The sequence below is a fragment of the Stenotrophomonas sp. NRRL B-14846 genome, assembly GCF_050473585.1.
Classification (GTDB): domain Bacteria; phylum Pseudomonadota; class Gammaproteobacteria; order Xanthomonadales; family Xanthomonadaceae; genus Stenotrophomonas.
The window spans coordinates 3,634,862-3,653,436 of record NZ_JBFLUN010000022.1; the positions used below are offsets into that span (position 1 = coordinate 3,634,862).

Sequence of the window (18,575 nt, forward strand, 5' to 3'; positions counted from 1 at the left end):
GTTGCTGTGCTGGGTGGCCCAGTGTAGCGGTGCGGTCAGGGCTGCTGCCGGATGCGCACTTCGCCATGGCGCATGCGCGCCAGGTCGCCCTGCGCTTCCAGTACGCCGCGCGCGACCAGTTTGCGCACGCGCTGGGCGTAGAAGACATCGGCAATGCCGGCGCGGCGCTGCGGGTCCAGCGACATCGCGTTGCCCACAATGAAGGCGATTTTCCGGAACTGCCCATCGCAGTGGGAAAGCAGTTGCGCATCGATCCAGGCGATGTCCTCGTCGGTCAGCGCGGCGATGTTCTGTCGCTGCTGCTCGGTAAGGTGGGCATCGCTGTCGGGCTCCTCCTCGGTGTCGCGCAGGCAGCCATTGATGGCAAGCAGGCGAACCAGCACGTACAGGCCGAACGCCTGCAACTCCTCGTCCGGCAGCGTCGACGGATCGAGCTGCCCCGCCGCGTAGTCCTTGAAGGTCACGAAGATGCGGTTCTGCCAGTGCCCGGGTTCACCCGTCTGGCGCAGATCATCCATCACGACGCGCAGGCCGCCGTCAGGCAGTTCGGCCAGGCTGCACAGCACCGCATCGCGGCGGATCGGGTAGGGCTGGTAGCTGTCCATGGCTCATGCTCGCGAGTCCGTATGCAGCAATGAACTTACACCGTAGCGCGCATTTCTGGCGGTCGATTTCTGTAAACTGCATCAGAATATTTAAGTTGACAGGCCTCGCCAGCCCACCCACACTGCCGCCCTCGCTCCACTCGTACCCAAGGTCCCGCCATGGCTGCTGCCATCCGCCACGACTGGCAACACGACGAACTGCAGGCGCTGTTCGATCTGCCGTTCCCCGAGCTGCTGTTCCGCGCCGCCGCGGTCCATCGCGAGCATTTCGACCCATCGCAGGTGCAGGTCTCCACGTTGCTGTCGGTGAAGACCGGCGGCTGCCCGGAAGACTGCGCGTACTGCCCGCAGGCGCAGCGCTACAGCACCGGCGTGAACGCGCAGAAGCTGATGGAGACCGACGCAGTGCTGGCCAAGGCACGCCAGGCCAAGGCCGCCGGTGCCTCGCGCTTCTGCATGGGTGCCGCGTGGCGTTCGCCGAAGGACCGCGACATTCCGAAGGTGGCGGCAATGATCGCCGGGGTGAAGGCGCTTGGCCTGGAGACCTGCGCCACGCTGGGCATGCTCAGCGGCGAGCAGGCGCGTGCGCTGAAGGACGCCGGCCTGGACTACTACAACCACAACCTCGACACCGCGCCGGACTACTACGATTCGATCATCCACACGCGCCAGTACCAGGACCGCCTGGACACGCTGGAACACGTGCGCGATGCCGGCCTGAAGACCTGCTGCGGCGGCATCGTCGGCATGGGCGAGACGCGCGCGCAGCGCGTCGGCCTGCTGCTGGCGCTGGCCACGCTGCCGGCACATCCCGATTCGGTGCCGATCAACAAGCTGGTGCAGGTGGCGGGTACGCCGCTGCACGGCAGCGCCGAGCTGGACCCGTTCGAGTTCGTGCGCATGATCGCGGTGGCACGCATCGCCATGCCGCGCTCGATGGTACGGCTGTCGGCCGGGCGCGAGGCGATGAGCGACGAACTGCAGGCGCTGTGCTTCCTGGCCGGTGCCAACTCGATCTTCTACGGCGACAAGCTGCTGACCACCGGCAACCCGGAGAGCGAGCGCGACCTGGCCCTGTTCGCTCGGCTGGGGCTGCAGCCGATGGCGGTGCAGGTGGATGCCGAGGGCCATGACCACGGCGGTACCGTGCACGCCGATATCAGCGCCGATGCGCCGGCCTGTGGCTGCGCTCACGCGGCCTGAGACGGGCCGCAAGCAGGCGCCGCGGCAACGCGCTACCCTAGCCGCCCCGTCGCCGCATTCAGCCGCCATGGCCCGCCCCGACCTGACCGCCCGCCTCCACGCCCAACGCGCCCTGCGCGATGCCCAAGGCCGTCGCCGCACGCGGCGCACGGTCACCCGTCGTGACGGCGTCCGCCTGGAAGTGGACGGCCAGTGGCTGACCGGCTTCTGCAGCAACGATTACCTGGGCCTGGCCCAGCAGTTCAGCGTGGTCAACGCACTGCAGGATGCGGCCGCGCGCGAAGGCACCGGCGCGGGTGCCTCGCATCTGGTCTGCGGCCACCACGCCCTGCATGAGGCGCTGGAGCGCGAAGTGGCAGAGTGGCTGGGCTACCCGCGCGCGCTGCTGTTCGGCAGTGGCTTCGCCGCCAACCTGGCCGTGCAGCAAGCGCTGCTGAGCGAAGAGAACGATGTGTGCGTGCAGGACAAGCTCAACCACGCCAGCCTGCTCGATGCGACGCGGCTGGCCGGTGCGCGCCTGCGCCGTTATCCGCACCTTGATGCCGAAGGCGCGATGCGCCAGCTCAAGCACGCGCCCGATGGCGCGGCGATGCTGGCCACCGATGGTGTCTTCAGCATGGATGGTGACATCGCACCGCTGCGTGCATTGTCGCTTGTGGCACGCCTGCAGCAGGCGCTGTTCTATGTGGACGATGCGCATGGCGTGGGCGTGGTGGGCGATGGCCGTGGCGCGGTCGCGGCTGCCGGACTGGGCGTGGACGATGTGCCGCTGCAGCTGGTCACGCTGGGCAAGGCACTGGGCGGTTCCGGCGCGCTGGTGCTGGGCCGCGACGACCTGGTCGAGCACCTGGCCGAAACCGCGCGCCCCTACATCTACACCACCGCGATGCCGCCGCCGCTGGCCGCCGCAGCACTGGAAGCGGTGCGCCTGGCCCGCCGTGACAACTGGCGGCGTTCGAAACTGACCGATCTGATCGCGCTGTTCCGCGGCGAAGCCCGCCGCCATGGCCTGGACCTGATGGCCTCGGAAACACCGATCCAGCCGCTGCTGTGTGGCGACGACCACCGCGCCGTGGCGATGTCCAAGGCGTTGCAACAGGCCGGTTGGCTGGTCGGCGCGATCCGCCCGCCCACGGTGCCCGAAGGCAAGGCGCGCCTGCGCGTCACCCTGTCCGCGTTGCACACCCCCGAGCAGGTGCGTGGCCTGGTCGAAGCCATTGCCAGCGCGCGCGATCGCGTCGACCTGGCCGCGCGTGAGGCCGCGCCACCGCCGCTGCCTGTCTTTGCCTGAGCCTGTTGCCGTTTTCCCATGCATATCGACGTCACCGGCCAGGGGCCGGACCTGGTACTGATCCATGGCTGGGCCCTGCAGGGCGGCGTGTTCGCGCCGCTGGTGCAACGCCTGGCCGATCGCTTCACCCTGCATCTGGTTGATCTGCCGGGCCATGGCCACAGCCGCGAGGACACCACGCCGCTGCGCCTGCCGTTCGTGGTCAACGCCATCGCCGCGGCCACGCCGCCGGCGATGTGGTGTGGTTGGTCGCTGGGCGGCCTGTTTGCGCTGCATGCAGCCGCAACGCTGCCGAAGGTGCGCGGGCTGGCGATGATCGCGGCCACGCCGCGCTTCGTGCGTGGCGAAGACTGGCCGCATGCGGTGGAACCGGCGGTGTTCGAACAGTTCGGGCGCGAGCTGGCCAGCGACTTCGGTGGCACGCTGGAGCGCTTCCTGGCGCTGGACGTGATGGGCTCGGCGCACGCCCGCGAAGAGCTGCGCACCCTGCGCCAGCGCCTGGTCGAGCGCGGTGCGCCCACCGAACGCGCGCTGCTGGAAGGCCTGCGCCTGCTGGAAAGCACCGACCTGCGCGGCGCCCTGCCGACGCTGGGCAAACCCAGTCTGTGGATCGCCGGCCAACGTGACCGGCTGGTGTCGCCGACGGCGATGCAGGCGGCCGCTGCGCTGGCCCCGGGCGGGCAGGCGCTGACCATCGCCCACGGCGGCCATGCACCCTTCCTCGGCCATGCCGACGAGGTCGCCGCCGCCCTGCAACACTTCGTTGCCGGCCTGTCACCGGCCGATGGCGGACAATGAGCGCCTTCCGAATTCCGCAGGATTGACGCATGGATCTGGGTATCAATGGCCGCTGGGCACTGGTCTGCGGCGCAAGCAAGGGGCTGGGCCTGGGCTGCGCGCGTGCGCTGGTGCGTGAAGGCGTCAACGTGGTGATCGTGGCCCGCGGCGAAGCCGCCCTGCAGGCCGCCGCTGAAGAGCTGCGCGCGCTGGCCGGTGCCGCCGAGGTGCGCGCGATTGTCGCCGACGTCACCACCGAAGCCGGCCGTGCCGCGGCGCTGGCCGCGTGCCCGCAGGTGGACATCCTGGTCAACAACGCCGGTGGCCCGCCGCCCGGTGATTTCCGCAATTTCGAGCGTGACGACTGGATTGCCGCGCTGGACGCCAACATGCTGGCGCCGATCGCGCTGATCCGCGCCACCGTCGACGCGATGATCGCGCGCGGCTTCGGCCGCATCGTCAACATCACCTCGTCGGCAGTGAAAGCCCCGATCGACATCCTGGCGCTGTCCAACGGCGCGCGCAGCGGCCTGACCGGCTTCGTCGCCGGGCTGTCGCGCCGCACCGTGGCGCACAACGTCACCATCAACAACCTGCTGCCCGGCCAGTTCGACACCGACCGCCTGCGCGCCAACTTCGCCCACAGTGCGGGCAAGGACGGCGATGCTGCGGAAGTGGCCGAACGCCGCCGCCAGCAGATCCCCGCCGGCCGCTTCGGCACACCCGACGAATTCGGCGCCGCCTGCGCCTTCCTGTGCAGTGCACAGGCCGGTTACCTCACCGGGCAGAACCTGCTGATCGACGGCGGCGCCTACCCCGGTACGTTCTAAGAGACTTTTGCAATGCCGTCCCACTTCGATGCCCGCCATGTCCGCCGCGCGTTCGCCCGCGCCGCCAACAGCTATGACGCCGCCGCCGCCCTGCAGCGCGAGGTGCAGGCGCGGCTGATCGAATCGCTGGACTACCTGGAGGCACGCAAGCCGGAGGTGGTGCTGGACATCGGTGCCGGCACCGGTCATGCCAGCGCGCTGATGAAGAAGCGCTGGCCGAAGGCGCAGGTGATCGCGCTGGACGTGGCGCTGCCGATGCTGGACCAGGCCAAGCGCCAGGCGGGCTGGTGGAAGCCGTTCCAGCGCCTGTGCGGTGACGCCGCCGCGCTGCCGCTGGCCGACAACAGCGTGGACGTGATCTTCAGCAACCTGTGCCTGCAGTGGGTGGACGACCTGCCGGCGGTGTTCGCCGGGTTCCGTCGCGTGCTCAAGCCCGGTGGCCTGCTGTTGTGCTCCACCTTCGGCCCGGACACGCTGGTCGAACTCAACGAAGCCTTCGCGGCCGCCGATGACCGCCCGCACGTGAGCCGCTTCGCGCAGATCGCCCAGTTCGGCGATGCGCTGATGATGGCCGGCTTCCGCGACCCGGTGCTGGACCGCGATCTGTTCACCCTGACCTACGACGACCTGCCCTCGCTGATGCGCGAGCTGCGCGCGATGGGCGCGACCAATGCGCGGGTGGACCGCCGCCACACGCTGACCGGGCGTGGCCGTTTCGCCGCTGCTGCGGCGGCGTATGAACCGATGCGCCGTGCCGACGGCAAGCTGCCCAGCAGCTGGGAAGTGATCTATGCCCACGCCTGGGCACCGGACCCGGGCGCACCGATCCGCGAAGGCGGGCACGACGTGGCCTCGGTACCGGTGTCGGCGATTCCGATCCGGCGCAAGCAGACCTGATCACGCGACCGCGCACCGGCTTCTGGTAGGTGCCAACCTTGGTTGGCCTCTACCGATCATCCGGTAGTGCCGGCCGCTGGCCGGCAGATGTCCACCATGGAATCATGAGGTTGCCGGCCAGCGGCCGGCACTACCGACTGCAACCAATCAGGTATTGGCCGGCGAACTCAGCGGCGGGCGCACCAGGTCGCGGTGGAAGAAATAGATTTCCTGCACCAGGAAGCGCCAGCTGGTGTGGAAGCTGCGGAAGCGCGTGCTGGGCGTGGACGAAGCCAGCGCATCGATGCCCAGCGCCTTGCTCAGGCGCAGCGCGCGCGCCATGTGCAACGGGTCGCTGACGATGATCACCCGGTGCAGGTCGCGCTGGTCCATCAGCCGCTTGGCTTCGACGAGGTTCTGCACGGTGTTGCGCGAGGCGGTCTCGATCAGGATCGCGTCGTCCGGCACGCCATGCTTGAGCGCATAACGCCGCGCCACCTGCGATTCGGAAAAGCGCGCGCCGGTGCCGCCATAGCCACCGGTGAAGATCAGCAATGGCGCGTACTGGGCCTCATAGAGATCCAGGCCATGGCGGATGCGTTCTTCGAATACCGGCGACGGCTTGGCGTCATAGGCCGCCGCGCCGAGCACGATGATGGCGTCGGCCTTGGCCGCCTGGTCGCGCTCACCCACCCAGACGATCCAGGCGGTCACCCCCAGCAGCCAGATCACCAGCAGCACGAACAACCGCCACAGCCAGCCCAGCAGGCCGGTGCGATGCCGGTGCCGGTCGCGGCTCAAGGCGCCCCCCAGCGCAGCGCGGGCAGGTCGACATTGCCACCGGACAGCACCAGGCCCACGCGCAGGCCGGCGAACCGCTGCGGCTGTGCCAGCACCGCGGCCAGCACGGTGGCCGAGGACGGTTCGACCACCTGCTTGAGCACCTCCCACAGCAGGCGCATCGCGGCCGTGGTGGCAGCGTCGTCAACCACGATCACCTCGGCGCCGGCCGCGCGCAGCAGCGCGAAGTTGGGGGCGCCGATCAGGGTACGCAGGCCATCGCAGATCGTGTCCGGGGTGAAAGCCGCCTGGCGCTCGCCTGTGGCCAGCGAGCGTGCGGTGTCATCGGCACCGGCCGGTTCGGCCAGCACCAGCCGGGTCTGCGGGCTGGCGAGCTGCAGGGCCAGCGCGGTACCGCTGGCCAGGCCACCGCCGCCCACCGGCACCACCAGCACATCGAACGGACCGTCGCTGTGCAGCAGTTCCAGCGCTGCGGTGCCCTGTCCGGCCATCACCGCCGGGTCCGCATACGGATGAACCAGGGTCGCGCCGGTATCGGCCTGCACCTTGGCGCAGGTGGCCTCACGGTCGGCGATGGTCGGCGGGCAGCGCCAGAGGGTGGCACCGTGCCGGGCGATGTTGGCCAGCTTGGCCGCCACCGCACCTTCAGGCACCACCACGTGGCAGGGAATGCCACGGGTGCGCGCGGCCAAGGCCAGAGCAGCGCCGTGGTTGCCGGAGGAATGGGTGACCACCCCGGCACTGGCGCGATCGGCATCCAGCGACCACACCGCGTTGCAGGCACCACGGAACTTGAATGCGCCGCCGCGCTGCAGGTGTTCAGCCTTGAACGCCAGCTGCGCGCCGGCCAGCGCATCAAGCGTGCGCGAGCGCAGCACCGGGGTCACGCTGGCGTGCGGCGCGATCCGCGCGGCGGCAGCCAGGACATCGTCGGCACGGGGCAACAGTGAATCGCTCATGACGCAAGATTAACGTATGGCTCCACGCTGGCGACCCCGGCACAGGTCATGCCAGCATGAGGGCCTTCACCTCCATTCATCCTGGCCAGTGAAGTTAAGGGCCGATTCAACGCCTGCGCACGAAGCTGACTGCACAACCCGTCCTCTGGGGGGACCCACCATGAAAACGCGCCTGATGCTTGCCGGTGGCCTGTTGCTGGCCCTGACCGGCTGCACCACCTACGACTACGTCGGCGGTGGCCGCAGCGGCAGCTACTACCACGGTGCGCCGTCGGTGGAATACCGCTACCCGGCCGGCTATCCCTACAACTACGGCTACCCGTATTACGGCGGCTATGGCGGCTACTACGGCGGCTATGGCAATCCGTACTACTCGCGCCCGGTCTACCGCCCGCCGCACAACCACCGCCCGCCGCCGCGCCCGCCCGGCAATGGTGGCGAGAACCGTCCGCCGCCGCCGTCGCGGCCGTCGTACAACGGCGGTTCGCCGTGGCGGAACATGGACTCGATGCGTCGCCCGCCGCAGTCGAACATCCAGCCGTCGGCGCCTCCGCCGCAGGCCCGTCCGGCCCCGGCGCCCAGCGCGCCAAGGATGAACGGTTCCCCCTGGCGCAACATGGATCGTGGGACGCAGCGCACAGTTGAGCGCTGAACCGTCTTGCATTTCACACGGTCCAAGCCGCACTCTACGGGACCAGTGACGACCCGCGTCACAAAGTGACAAAAACGACACGGGCCGCCGCAAATAGCTCTACGTCGATATCCGACAGGAACATCTGGATCCCCCCTGTTCCGGCCCTGTCGGATGTCGGCACCTCTGAAGGCAGACGGCCCCGCAATGCGGGGCCGTTTGTTTTCGGCGAGAGCTCCAGCGTCAGCAGATCCACGCCATGCGTGGATGGGGCCTTCCCGACAGTCCAAAAAAACAGGGCCGGACAGTCCCCCGACTGCCGGCCCTCTGCTCCCCCACCGTGCGCCTGTACCGGCCCCTGTTCCAATTCCGGTCACGGGCGCCTACGGCGCCAGCCACGGTGGGTGCTATTGGGTTATCTGCAAAAATCCTGCCAACTTTAGGGCTGATTTCGACGCCGGCCGGCCGGCACCGACGTCCCGGCCCCGAATGGCGCTAAAATCGCCACCCCGGCGCCGCCCCCGGTCCGCGCCCGCCTTCAGCTGAACAGTCCCCATGAACCCGTCCTTCCATCGTTACGACGTCATCGTCATCGGCGGTGGCCACGCTGGCACCGAAGCCGCGCTGGCCGCGGCCCGCACCGGCGTGCGCACCCTGCTGCTGACCCACAACATCGAGACGGTGGGCGCGATGAGCTGCAACCCGGCCATCGGCGGCATCGGCAAGGGCCACCTGGTCAAGGAAATCGACGCCCTCGGCGGTGCGATGGCGCATGCCGCCGACCGCGCCGGTATCCAGTGGCGCACGCTCAACGCCTCCAAGGGTCCGGCCGTGCGCGCCACCCGCTGCCAGGCCGACCGCAACCTGTACCGCATGGCGATCCGCGCCATCGTCGAAGGCCAGGCCAACCTGACCGTGTTCCAGGCTGCCGTGGACGACCTGGTCATCGAAGGCGACGCCGTGCGCGGGGTGATCACCCAGACCGGCCTGCGCTTCGACGCCGAGGCCGTGGTGCTGACCGCCGGCACCTTCCTGGCCGGCAAGATCCATGTCGGCCCGACCCAGTACGCCGCCGGCCGCATGGGCGACCCGCCGGCCACCACGCTGGCCGCGCGCCTGCGTGAGCGCCCGTTCCAGGTGGACCGCCTGAAGACCGGCACGCCGCCGCGCATCGACGGTCGCTCGCTGGACTACAGCGTGATGGACGAGCAGCCCGGCGATTCGCCGCGCCCGGTGATGTCCTTCCTCGGCTCGGTGGACGAGCATCCGCAGCAGGTCAGCTGCTGGATCACCCACACCACCGAACAGACCCACCAGATCATCCGCGACGCGCTGCACCGCTCGCCGCTGTACAGCGGCCAGATCGAAGGCATCGGCCCGCGCTACTGCCCGTCCATCGAGGACAAGGTGGTGCGCTTCGCCGAGAAGGCCAGCCACCAGATCTTCGTCGAACCCGAAGGCCTGGGCATCGTCGAGATCTACCCCAACGGCATCTCCACCTCGCTGCCGTTCGACGTGCAGCTGGAGATGGTGCGCAGCATCCGCGGCTTCGAGAACGCGCACATCACCCGCCCCGGCTACGCGATCGAGTACGACTTCTTCGATCCGCGCGGGTTGAAGGCCTCGCTGGAAACCAAGCTGGTCAACGGCCTGTTCTTCGCCGGCCAGATCAACGGCACCACCGGCTATGAAGAAGCCGCCGCGCAGGGCCTGCTGGCCGGCCTCAACGCCGCACGCCAGGTGCGTGGGCTGGACGGCTGGTGCCCGCGTCGCGACGAGGCCTACCTGGGCGTGCTGGTGGATGACCTGATCACCCACGGCACCAACGAGCCGTACCGCATGTTCACCAGCCGCGCCGAGTACCGCCTGCAGCTGCGCGAGGACAATGCCGACCAGCGCCTGACCCCGGCCGGCCGCGAGATGGGCCTGGTGGATGACCGCCGCTGGAACGCGTTCGAGACCAAGCAGGCCGCCGTCGCCGCCGAGCGCGCGCGCCTGGGCGCACTGTGGGCAACCCCGGCCAACGCGCTGGGCCGCGAAGTGCAGGACACGCTGGGCGTGGCGGTCAGCCGCGAAACCAACGTGCTGGACCTGATCAAGCGCCCCGAGCTGGATTACGCGCAGCTGATGCAGGTGCCGTCGCTGGGCCCGGCCGTGGCCGACGGCAAGGTGGCCGAGCAGGTCGAGATCGGCGTGAAGTACGCCGGCTACCTGGACCGCCAGCGCGAGGAGATCGAGCGCCAGCAGCGGCACGAAGCCACGCCGATCGCCGAGGCCTTCGACTACGCGACGGTGCGCGGGCTGTCGGCCGAAGCGCTGCAGAAGCTGGAGCGCGTGCGCCCGCAGACCATCGGCCAAGCGCAGCGCATCCCGGGCATGACCCCGGCCGCGATCTCGCTGCTGCTGGTGCACCTGGAGCGCGCACGCCGCGGCCGCGTGGCGTAACGCGGTCGAACCTGCTTCTGGTGGGTGCCGACCTTGGTCGGCACATAACTATGCCCTGGTGGGTGCCGACCTTGGTCGGCACGAATCATCTGATCGCATGCTTCCGTGCCGACCAAGGTCGGCACCTACCGGAGCCAACGCGTTACCGTGCGTCGGCGCCACCGCCCAGCACCTTGAACAAGGTCACCCGGTTGCCCGCCTCCTGCTGCTGCAACGCGATCAGGTCCTGCTGCGCGGCAAACAGGCTGCGCTGCGCATCCAGTGCCTGCAGATAGCCGTCCAGCCCGGTGCGGTAACGCGCATCGGCCAGCGTGTAGCTGCGCTGGCTGGCAGCGACCAGTGCACGCTGGGCGTCCATCTGCGTGGCCAGGTGATCGCGCGTGGCGAGCGCGTCGGCCACCTCACTGAAGGCCTGCTGGATCGCCTTCTCGTACTGGGCGATGCCGATGTCCTTGCCGATCTTCGAGGCATCCAGCGAGGCCTTCAGCGCACCGGCGTGGAAGATCGGCGCGGTGATGCTGGGCGCGAACGACCAGCCGCGGGTGCCGGCCGAGAACAGCGTCGACAACGCGGTGGAGCTGTGGCCGTAGTTGGCAGTCAGCGTCAGCGTCGGGAAGAACGCGGCGCGCGCGGCACCGATATCGGCATTGGCCGCCTGCAACGCGTGTTCGGCAGACAGCACGTCCGGGCGCTGCAGCAGCACGCTTGACGGCAGGTTGGAAGGCAACGGCGCCAGCGCCACGGTGCCGTCCAGTGCCTGCGCGCTCGGCAGCAATGCCGCGTCCAGCGGCGCGCCCACCAGCAACTGCAGCGCATCACGATCCTGCGCCTGCTGGGTCTGCAGCCTGGCCAGCGCAGCGCGCGCGGCTTCCACGCTGGTCTGCACCTGCGACAGGTCCAGGCCCGAGGCCAACCCCTGTGCGTGGCGGGCCTCGGTGCGCTGCAGGGTCTGCTGCTGGCTGTCCAGGGTCTGCCGGGTGAACGCCAGCGACTGCTCGTCCGCCGCCAGCGCCAGCCACGCCGTGGCCACTTCGGCCACCAGGCTGGTGCGCGCGGCGCGCTGGTTCTCGGCGCTGGCCAGCCAGTTCTGCAGGGCCTCGTTCTTCAGGCTGCGGATGCGCCCGAACAGGTCCAGCTCCCAGCTGCTGATGCCCACCTGCACGGCATCGGATTCGGTCACCTGGCTGACGCCGATCTCGCTGTTGGCATCACTCACCCGTCCGCGGGTGACACTGCCGCTGGCATCCACCGACGGCAGCAGCGCCGCGCGCTGGATGCGGTACTGCGCGCGCTCCTTCTCCACCTGCAGCACCGCCACGCGCAGGTCGCGGTTGTTCTGCAGCGCCAGCGCGATCACCTGCTGCAGGCACGGTTCCAGGAACACCTCGCGCCAGGCCGGCATCGCCAGTGCCGGCCCGGCCTCGCCGGTGGCGGCATTGCCGAACTGCGCCGGCACCGGTGCCTCGGGGCGCTGGTAGTGCGGTGCCATGCTCACGCAACCGCCCAGCACGGTGGTCATCGTTGCGGCCGCCAGGGCGCGCAGCAGCATCGGCTTCATCGGCTTGCCTCCGCGGCAGTGGCTTCGGCCGGTGCGCGGCCCGGGAACATGCGGCGCACCAGCAGGTAGAACAACGGCACGAAGAACATGCCCAGCACCATCGAGGCGACCGTACCACCGGCCACGCCGGTACCCAGCGAACGGCGCGCGGCCGAACCGGCGCCGGTGGCGAACACCAGCGGCAGCACGCCCATCAGGAACGCCAGCGAGGTCATCACGATCGGGCGCAGCCGCAGATAGACCGCCTGCAGGATCGCTTCGCGGGTGCTCTTGCCCTGCTGCTCGAGGATGCGCGCGAACTCGACGATCAGGATGCCGTTCTTCGCGGCCAGACCGATCGTGGTCAGCAGGCCGACCTGGAAGTACACGTCGTTGTTGAGGCCACGCAGGTTCATCATCAACACGGCACCGAACACGCCCACCGGCACCGCCAGCATCACCGCGAACGGCACCGCCCAGCTTTCATAAAGCGCCGCCAGGCACAGGAACACGAACAGCAGCGAGATGGCGTACAACATGGGCGCCTGGTTGCCCGACAGCTGCTCCTGGTAGGCCATGTCCGACCACGCGTGGCTGAAGCCTTCCGGCAGTGTGTCGGCCAGGCGCGCGATCTCGGCCATCGCCTCACCGGAGCTGACGCCCGGCGCGGGCTGGCCGGTGATTTCCATCGCCGACACGCCGTTGTAGCGCTGCAATGCGGCCGGCGCGCTGGTCCAGTGGGCGCTGACCAGCGACGACAGCGGCACCATCTGGCCGGCCTGGTTGCGCACGCTCCAGCGCTCGATGTCCTGCGGCTGCATGCGTGCTTCGGCCGTGCCCTGGATGAAGACCTTCTTGATGCGGCCCTTGTAGATGAAGTTGTTGACGAAGTCGCCGCCCAGCGCTGCGTTCAAGGTGTCATTGATGTCCTGCGGATTCACGCCCATGGCCTGTGCCTTGGCGTCGTCCACCTTCACCGCGTACACCGGCGCGTCTTCCAGGCTGGCATAGCGCACGTTGACCAGCTTCGGATCCTTGGCGGCCTCCTTCAGCAGCGTGTTGCGCGCGGCCACGGCGGCGGCATGGCCGGCACCGCCTTCGTCCTGCAGTTCCAGGGTGAACCCGCCCGCATCGCCCAGGCCGAGGATGGCCGGTGGCGAAGTGATGAACACCTGCGCATCGGGCACGCTGGCCATGGCAGCGGTCAAGCGCGCGGCGATGATATCGGCATCGTCCTTGCGGTCATCCCAGTCCTTGAGCCGGATGAAGGCCTGGCCGACGTTCTGGCCACTGCCGGTGACACTGAAACCGGCGGTGGCCTGGATCGACAGTACGCTGTCGTCCTTCACCGCGGCGGCACTCAGGCGATCCATCACTGCACGGGTCTGCTCCAGGGTGGACCCGGCTGGCAGCTTCACCAGCGCGTTGAGCATGCCCTGGTCCTCATCGGGCAGGAATGCACCCGGCAGGTGCCACAGCAGCAGGCCGGTGGCCACGCTCAGCACCAGGTAGAACAGTACGCCCAGCGTGCGCCGGCCAAGGAAACCATCCACGCGATGGCGCAGGCCGTTGGAAGTGCGCTCGAAGCGGTGGTTGAACCAGATGAAGAACTTGCCCAGCAGGCTCGGCTCGCCGCCGTGGTCACCATGCGGATGGCCACCCTTGGGAATCTGGTGCAGGATGCTGCCGCACAGCGCCGGAGTGATGGTCATCGCCACCAGCACCGACAGGATCATCGCCGCGGCAATCGTGACCGAGAACTGGCGATAGATCACGCCGGTGACACCGCTGAAGAATGCCATCGGCAGGAACACCGCGGTCAGCACCAGCACGATGCCGACCAGCGCACCGGTGATCTGGCCCATCGCCTTCAGCGTGGCCGGCTTCGGTGCCAGCCCTTCGAAGGTCATCACCCGCTCCACGTTCTCCACCACCACGATGGCATCGTCCACCAGCAGGCCGATGGCCAGCACCAGCGCGAACATGGTCAGCGTGTTGATCGAATAGCCGAAGGCCGCCAGCACGCCGAACGTGCCCAGCAGCACCACCGGCACCGCGATGGTCGGGATCAGCGTGGCCCGCCAGTTCTGCAGGAACAGGTACATCACCAGCACGACCAGCGCGATCGCCTCGATCAGGGTGATCACCACTTCCTTCAGCGAGATGGTCACGAACGGCGTGGTGGTGAATGCCACGTGGGCCGTGTAGCCATGCGGCCAGTACTTCTGCAGCTGCTGAAGCCGTGCATCGATGGCCTTGGACACGGCGATGGCGTTCGCACCGGCGTTGAGCTCGATACCCAGCGAGGCCGACGGCTTGCCGTTGAAGGTGCTGATGCTGTCGTAGCTCTCCGGCCCCAGGCCGATCGTCGCCACGTCGCCCAGGTGCACCACGCTGCCACTGGCATCGGCCTTGAGCACCACCTGCGCGAACTGCTCGGGGGTGTGCAGGCGGCTGCGCGCGGTCACGGTCGCGTCCAGCTGCTGGCCCTTCAGCGCCGGCTGGCCACCGAGTTCACCGGCCGACACGTCGGTGTTCTGCGCCTGCAGTGCGGTCTCGATGTCCGACGGCATCAGTGCGTACTGGCGCATCTTTTCCGGGTCCAGCCAGATACGCATGGCGTATTCCTGGCCGATCGGCTGGATATTGCCGACGCCGCTGACACGGCTGATCTGGTCATCGATGCGCGCTTCCATGAAGTTGGCGACATCGAAGTTGTCCATGCTGCCGTCTTCGCTGGTGAACGACAGCACCTCGAAGATCGAACCACTGGACTTGGTGATGGTCAGGCCGTTCTGCTGCACCGCCTGCGGCAGCGTCGCCATGGCCGCCTGCAGCTGGTTCTGCACCTGCACCTGCGCGGTGTCCGGATTGGTGCCGGTGGCGAACACCAGGTTGACCTGCGCCGAGCCGTCGGAAGCACTGGTCGAGGTCATGTACATCAGGTGGTCCAGGCTCTGCTGGGACTGCTCAATGACCTGGGTGACCGCGTTTTCCACGGTCTGCGACGAGGCACCGGTGTAGGTGGCGCGGATGGTGATGGTGGGCGGGGCGATCTGCGGGTAGCGGTCCACCGGCAGGATCAGGATCGCGAGCAGGCCGAGCAGGCTGACCGCGATGGCGATCACCCAGGCAAAGATCGGCCGGTCGATGAAGAAACGAACCATGCGCGGCAGGCCTCAGTGCGACTTTTCGTCGGTGTTGCCGTTCGGGTCGATCGGCGGCATTGCTGCCAGCTGTGCGGTGGTGGCCGCCACCGCCTTCACCTGCTGGCCGAGCGAAACCGCACTGCCGTTGCTGACGATCACCCGCTCGCCGGCCTTCAGGCCCTGCGTGATCTGCCACTGGTTGCCCACCACCTGGCCGGTGCTGACCCGCCGCTCGACCACGCGATCCTTTGCATCGAGCAGGCGCAGCAGCGGCTCGCCGCGTTCATTGCGCAGCACGGCCTTCTGCGGCACCAGCAGCGCGCGCGCATCGGTCGCCATCGGCAGCACCGCCTTCAGGTACATGCCCGGCAGCAGCAGGCCATCCGGGTTCGGAATGACCGCACGCAGTACCACGTTGCCGGTGCCCGGATCGACCGCGCTGCCTACGAACTCCAGCGTGCCTTCATGGGCATAGGTGCTGCCGTCCTCCAGCAGCACCTTCACCTGCGCCTTGCCATCGATGGCCTTCACCAGGCCGGCATCGAGCTGCTTGCGCAGCGCCAGCATCTGCGTGCTGGACTGGGTGACGTCCAGATAGACCGGGTCCAACCGCTGGATGGTCGCTAGCGCCGCGTCCTGGCCGGCAGCAACAAGCGCGCCGGCGGTGACGCTGGAGGTGCCGATGCGGCCCTCGATCGGAGCGGTCACCCGGGTGTAGTCGAGGTTGATGCGGGCGGCCTGCAGCGCAGCGCGCGCGGCGATCACATTGGCCTGTGCCTGCTTCAGTGCCGAGGTGGCATCGTCGGCATCCTGCTTGCTGGCCGCATCCATGCCCAGCAGCGTGCGGGTGCGCTCGGCCTTCGGCTGCGCCGACAGCACGGTGGCCTCGGCCTGCGCCAGCTGGCCACGCGCGGTATCGAAGGCGGCCTGGTACGGCGCCGGATCGACCTGGTACAGCAACTGGCCGGCCTTGACCTGCTGGCCTTCGGTGAACAACCGCTGGCGGATCAGCCCACCGATCTGCGGCCGCACCTCGGACACCTCGAACGGCACCGCCCGGCCGGGCAGGGTCTGCTGCAGTGCCAGCGCCTGCGCGCTGGCAGTGATGACGCCCACTTCGGGGGTGGCCGGGGCTTCGGTCCTGCCCGCCGAGCAGGCCGCCAAGGCCAGCAGCAGGGGCAGCAACAGCGGACGGGGGGAGCAGGACAGCGGACGCAGGAGTGACATGGGGGCGTGGGGGCGTGGGGGCCTTTCGTTGACCCTCGCACGCTGCCGTGAAACTGTGCAGAGAATATGGAGATTGTGCGACCGGCTCAGCTGGCGCTTGCTTTCGGCGCCGCATGCGCCGCTAATGGCCCCCGCGATGGCGAAGATTCGACTCAAATTCGGCCTGACCGCGAAGACCTTCCTCGCGATCTTCACCGCCTGCCTGCTGGTGCTGGCAGTGAACGGCATTGCCAGCCGCGTGGCGTTCCAGACCGGTTTCCTGGACTACCTCAACGACCAGGGCGACCTGCGCATGCAGCGCCTGATGCCGCACCTGCAGCGCGAGTACAGCGCACACAGCGGCTGGGAGCATCTGCGCGGTGACAGTGACCGCTGGGCGCGACTGCTGCGCCCGGACCTGGCCCATGGGCACGAAGGCCCGGTGCCGCCGCTGTCCGACCAGACCGGCGTTCCCTCGCGGCTGGGCCTGTTCGATGCGCAGCATCGGTTCGTGGCCGGCAACCCCGATGCCACCAGTGATGATGATCCGCATCCGGTGCAGCTGGATGGGCACACCGTCGGCTGGCTGGGCATGGTGCCGTTCCAGACCGTCATCGCCACCAATGACCTGAATTTCTACAACACCCAGATGCGCGCATGGTGGGTGATCGGCATCTCGCTGCTGCTGGTGACGGTATTGCTGGCCTGGCTGGTGTCGCGCGCGCTGCGCCAGCGCCTGGCCAAGCTGGCCGCCGCCACCCACCGGCTCGCCGCCGGCGACTACGCCACCCGCATCGAGCGCACCAGCGATGACGAGCTCGATGCACTGGTCAACGACTTCAACCGGATGGCACAGGCGCTGGACGACACCGAGCGCAACCGCCGCGCCTTCATCGCCGACATCTCGCACGAACTGCGCACGCCGCTGGCGGTGGTGCGCGCCGAACTGGAGGCGATCGAGGACGGCATCCGCCCGCTGGACCGCGCCAATCTCGGTGCCCTGCAGGGCGAGATCCGCCAGCTGGGCAAACTGATCGACGACCTGCACGACCTGTCGATGACCCAGTCCGGGGGCCTGGCCTACCGCTTCGCTCCGCTGGACCTGGTGGCACTGCTGCGCAGCGAGCTCAATGGCATGCGCGTGCGCTTCTCCGCGGCGGGGCTGGCCCTGGAAGAAGCGCTGCCCGCCACGCCACTGCAGGTATCCGGCGACGAACGGCGCCTGCAGCAGGTCCTGGCCAACCTGCTGGAGAATGCGCTGCGCTATACCCATACCGGCGGCTGCGTACGTGTGCAGGCAGCGCGCGTACCTGCCGGCGTGCAGCTGATCGTGGAAGACACCGCGCCGGGCGTACCCGCCGACAAATGCGCGCTGCTGTTCGAGCGCTTCTACCGGGTGGAGAGCTCGCGCAACCGTGCCAGCGGCGGCAGCGGGCTGGGCCTGGCCATCAGCCACAACATCATCCTCGCCCACCACGGCCACATCCACGCCGAGCCCTCGCCACTGGGCGGGCTGCGCGTGGTCATCACCCTGCCGGAGTCTGCATGAGCACGTCCCCCGCTGCGTCCGCGAAGATCCTGATCGTCGAGGATGAGCCACGCCTGGCCTCGGTACTGCGTGACTACCTGGCGGCCGCCGGCATGACCAGCGAATGGGTGGACGATGGCGGCCAGGTGATCGACGCGTTCGCGCGCTACCAGCCCGACCTGGTGCTGCTGGACCTGATGCTGCCGCAGCGCGATGGCGTGGACCTGTGTCGCGAACTGCGCGCAGCCAGCGACGTACCGGTGATCATGGTCACCGCGCGGGTGGAAGAGATCGACCGCCTGCTGGGCCTGGACATCGGTGCCGACGACTACATCTGCAAGCCGTTCAGTCCGCGCGAGGTGGTCGCGCGGGTGCTGGCGGTACTGCGCCGCTACCGCCCGGACCCCGCTGCACGCGCCAACAGCGGGCTGCACATCGACGAACCGGCGGCACGCGCCACCTGGAACGGCAAGGGCCTGGACCTGACGCCGGTGGAGTACCGCCTGCTGCGCACCCTGCTGGCCACGCCAGGCCGGATCTGGGCGCGCGATGAGCTGCTCGACCGCCTCTATCTGGACCATCGTGTGGTGGTCGACCGCACCGTCGACAGCCATGTGCGCAACCTGCGCCGCAAGCTGGCCGACGCCGGCATGGAAGGCGAGCCGATCCGTTCGGTATACGGGATGGGCTACAGCTACGAACCCTAGCCGGTCGTGCCGGCCGCTGGCCGGCAACCG

At 68.7% G+C, this 18,575-nt stretch carries 15 protein-coding genes; 9 read left to right on the top strand and 6 right to left on the bottom strand.

The annotated features are described in order from the left end of the window. Positions 1–35 precede the first annotated feature (35 nt). Positions 36–605, bottom strand: a complete 570-nt coding sequence (locus AB1281_RS18960; protein WP_430346689.1) for a DUF3658 domain-containing protein — start codon at positions 603–605, stop codon at positions 36–38. 159 nt (positions 606–764) lie between these two features. On the opposite strand from AB1281_RS18960, the gene bioB reads away from it, so the two are divergent. The 5 genes from bioB to bioC all read left to right on the top strand — a co-directional run bounded on the left by bioB (position 765) and on the right by bioC (position 5,603). Further along, positions 765–1,808: a biotin synthase BioB gene (gene bioB, locus AB1281_RS18965; RefSeq protein WP_049444160.1), complete on the top strand. Its 1,044-nt coding sequence runs from the start codon at positions 765–767 to the stop codon at positions 1,806–1,808. A gap of 67 nt (positions 1,809–1,875) precedes the next feature. Then, positions 1,876–3,099: an 8-amino-7-oxononanoate synthase gene (bioF, locus tag AB1281_RS18970; protein WP_430346690.1), complete on the top strand. Its 1,224-nt coding sequence runs from the start codon at positions 1,876–1,878 to the stop codon at positions 3,097–3,099. Between the two features lie 18 nt (positions 3,100–3,117). Next, complete coding sequence (gene bioH, locus AB1281_RS18975) at positions 3,118–3,897, top strand: pimeloyl-ACP methyl ester esterase BioH (RefSeq protein ID WP_430346691.1); 780 nt, start codon at positions 3,118–3,120, stop codon at positions 3,895–3,897. A gap of 29 nt (positions 3,898–3,926) precedes the next feature. After that, the gene (locus tag AB1281_RS18980; protein ID WP_430346692.1) at positions 3,927–4,706 is read left to right on the top strand and encodes an SDR family oxidoreductase; all 780 of its coding nucleotides are present in this window, start codon (positions 3,927–3,929) and stop codon (positions 4,704–4,706) included. 12 nt (positions 4,707–4,718) lie between these two features. After that, positions 4,719–5,603, top strand: a complete 885-nt coding sequence (bioC, locus tag AB1281_RS18985) for a malonyl-ACP O-methyltransferase BioC (RefSeq protein WP_049444172.1) — start codon at positions 4,719–4,721, stop codon at positions 5,601–5,603. Between the two features lie 147 nt (positions 5,604–5,750). Here bioC and AB1281_RS18990 read toward each other — a convergent pair whose 3' ends face one another. Further along, positions 5,751–6,383, bottom strand: coding sequence for a YdcF family protein (locus tag AB1281_RS18990; protein ID WP_014038850.1), 633 nt, complete (start codon positions 6,381–6,383; stop codon positions 5,751–5,753). Continuing rightward, entirely contained in the window at positions 6,380–7,342 is a 963-nt protein-coding gene (locus AB1281_RS18995) for a pyridoxal-phosphate dependent enzyme (RefSeq protein ID WP_430346693.1), read from the bottom strand. Before AB1281_RS18995 ends, AB1281_RS18990 begins: the two co-directional genes overlap by 4 nt. A 160-nt stretch (positions 7,343–7,502) precedes the next feature. Between AB1281_RS18995 and AB1281_RS19000 the strand changes: the two genes are divergently transcribed. Further along, positions 7,503–7,994, top strand: a complete 492-nt coding sequence (locus AB1281_RS19000; protein ID WP_049444178.1) for a hypothetical protein — start codon at positions 7,503–7,505, stop codon at positions 7,992–7,994. Between the two features lie 534 nt (positions 7,995–8,528). Further along, positions 8,529–10,418: a tRNA uridine-5-carboxymethylaminomethyl(34) synthesis enzyme MnmG gene (gene mnmG / locus AB1281_RS19005; RefSeq protein ID WP_075675914.1), complete on the top strand. Its 1,890-nt coding sequence runs from the start codon at positions 8,529–8,531 to the stop codon at positions 10,416–10,418. Between the two features lie 142 nt (positions 10,419–10,560). Here mnmG and smeC read toward each other — a convergent pair whose 3' ends face one another. Genes smeC through smeA form a run of 3 tightly spaced genes read right to left on the bottom strand, consistent with a single transcriptional unit; the run spans position 10,561 to position 16,331 of the window. Further along, a complete protein-coding gene (gene smeC / locus AB1281_RS19010) occupies positions 10,561–11,976 on the bottom strand; it encodes a multidrug efflux transporter outer membrane subunit SmeC (RefSeq protein ID WP_430346694.1) in 1,416 nt (471 codons plus the stop codon). After that, entirely contained in the window at positions 11,973–15,122 is a 3,150-nt protein-coding gene (gene smeB, locus AB1281_RS19015; protein ID WP_430346695.1) for a multidrug efflux RND transporter permease subunit SmeB, read from the bottom strand. The genes smeC and smeB overlap by 4 nt, the downstream gene beginning before the upstream one ends. Positions 15,123–15,134: 12 nt before the next feature. After that, a complete protein-coding gene (gene smeA / locus AB1281_RS19020; protein ID WP_430346696.1) occupies positions 15,135–16,331 on the bottom strand; it encodes a multidrug efflux RND transporter periplasmic adaptor subunit SmeA in 1,197 nt (398 codons plus the stop codon). A gap of 124 nt (positions 16,332–16,455) precedes the next feature. Between smeA and baeS the strand changes: the two genes are divergently transcribed. Both baeS and AB1281_RS19030 read left to right on the top strand, forming a co-directional pair. Beyond that, a complete protein-coding gene (gene baeS / locus AB1281_RS19025) occupies positions 16,456–17,859 on the top strand; it encodes a sensor histidine kinase efflux regulator BaeS (RefSeq protein WP_430346697.1) in 1,404 nt (467 codons plus the stop codon). Then, a complete protein-coding gene (locus tag AB1281_RS19030; protein ID WP_430346698.1) occupies positions 17,856–18,545 on the top strand; it encodes a response regulator in 690 nt (229 codons plus the stop codon). Before baeS ends, AB1281_RS19030 begins: the two co-directional genes overlap by 4 nt. Positions 18,546–18,575: the final 30 nt, after the last annotated feature.

Coding starts and splice junctions, on each gene's coding strand:
- bioH (WP_430346691.1), top strand. CDS start 3,118: ATGCATATCGACGTCACCGGCCAGGGGCCGGACCTGGTACTGATCCAT.
- smeA (WP_430346696.1), bottom strand. CDS start 16,331: ATGTCACTCCTGCGTCCGCTGTCCTGCTCCCCCCGTCCGCTGTTGCTG.
- bioC (WP_049444172.1), top strand. CDS start 4,719: ATGCCGTCCCACTTCGATGCCCGCCATGTCCGCCGCGCGTTCGCCCGC.
- AB1281_RS19000 (WP_049444178.1), top strand. CDS start 7,503: ATGAAAACGCGCCTGATGCTTGCCGGTGGCCTGTTGCTGGCCCTGACC.
- AB1281_RS18960 (WP_430346689.1), bottom strand. CDS start 605: ATGGACAGCTACCAGCCCTACCCGATCCGCCGCGATGCGGTGCTGTGC.
- AB1281_RS18995 (WP_430346693.1), bottom strand. CDS start 7,342: ATGAGCGATTCACTGTTGCCCCGTGCCGACGATGTCCTGGCTGCCGCC.
- AB1281_RS19030 (WP_430346698.1), top strand. CDS start 17,856: ATGAGCACGTCCCCCGCTGCGTCCGCGAAGATCCTGATCGTCGAGGAT.
- baeS (WP_430346697.1), top strand. CDS start 16,456: ATGGCCCCCGCGATGGCGAAGATTCGACTCAAATTCGGCCTGACCGCG.
- mnmG (WP_075675914.1), top strand. CDS start 8,529: ATGAACCCGTCCTTCCATCGTTACGACGTCATCGTCATCGGCGGTGGC.
- bioB (WP_049444160.1), top strand. CDS start 765: ATGGCTGCTGCCATCCGCCACGACTGGCAACACGACGAACTGCAGGCG.
- bioF (WP_430346690.1), top strand. CDS start 1,876: ATGGCCCGCCCCGACCTGACCGCCCGCCTCCACGCCCAACGCGCCCTG.
- smeC (WP_430346694.1), bottom strand. CDS start 11,976: ATGAAGCCGATGCTGCTGCGCGCCCTGGCGGCCGCAACGATGACCACC.
- smeB (WP_430346695.1), bottom strand. CDS start 15,122: ATGGTTCGTTTCTTCATCGACCGGCCGATCTTTGCCTGGGTGATCGCC.
- AB1281_RS18980 (WP_430346692.1), top strand. CDS start 3,927: ATGGATCTGGGTATCAATGGCCGCTGGGCACTGGTCTGCGGCGCAAGC.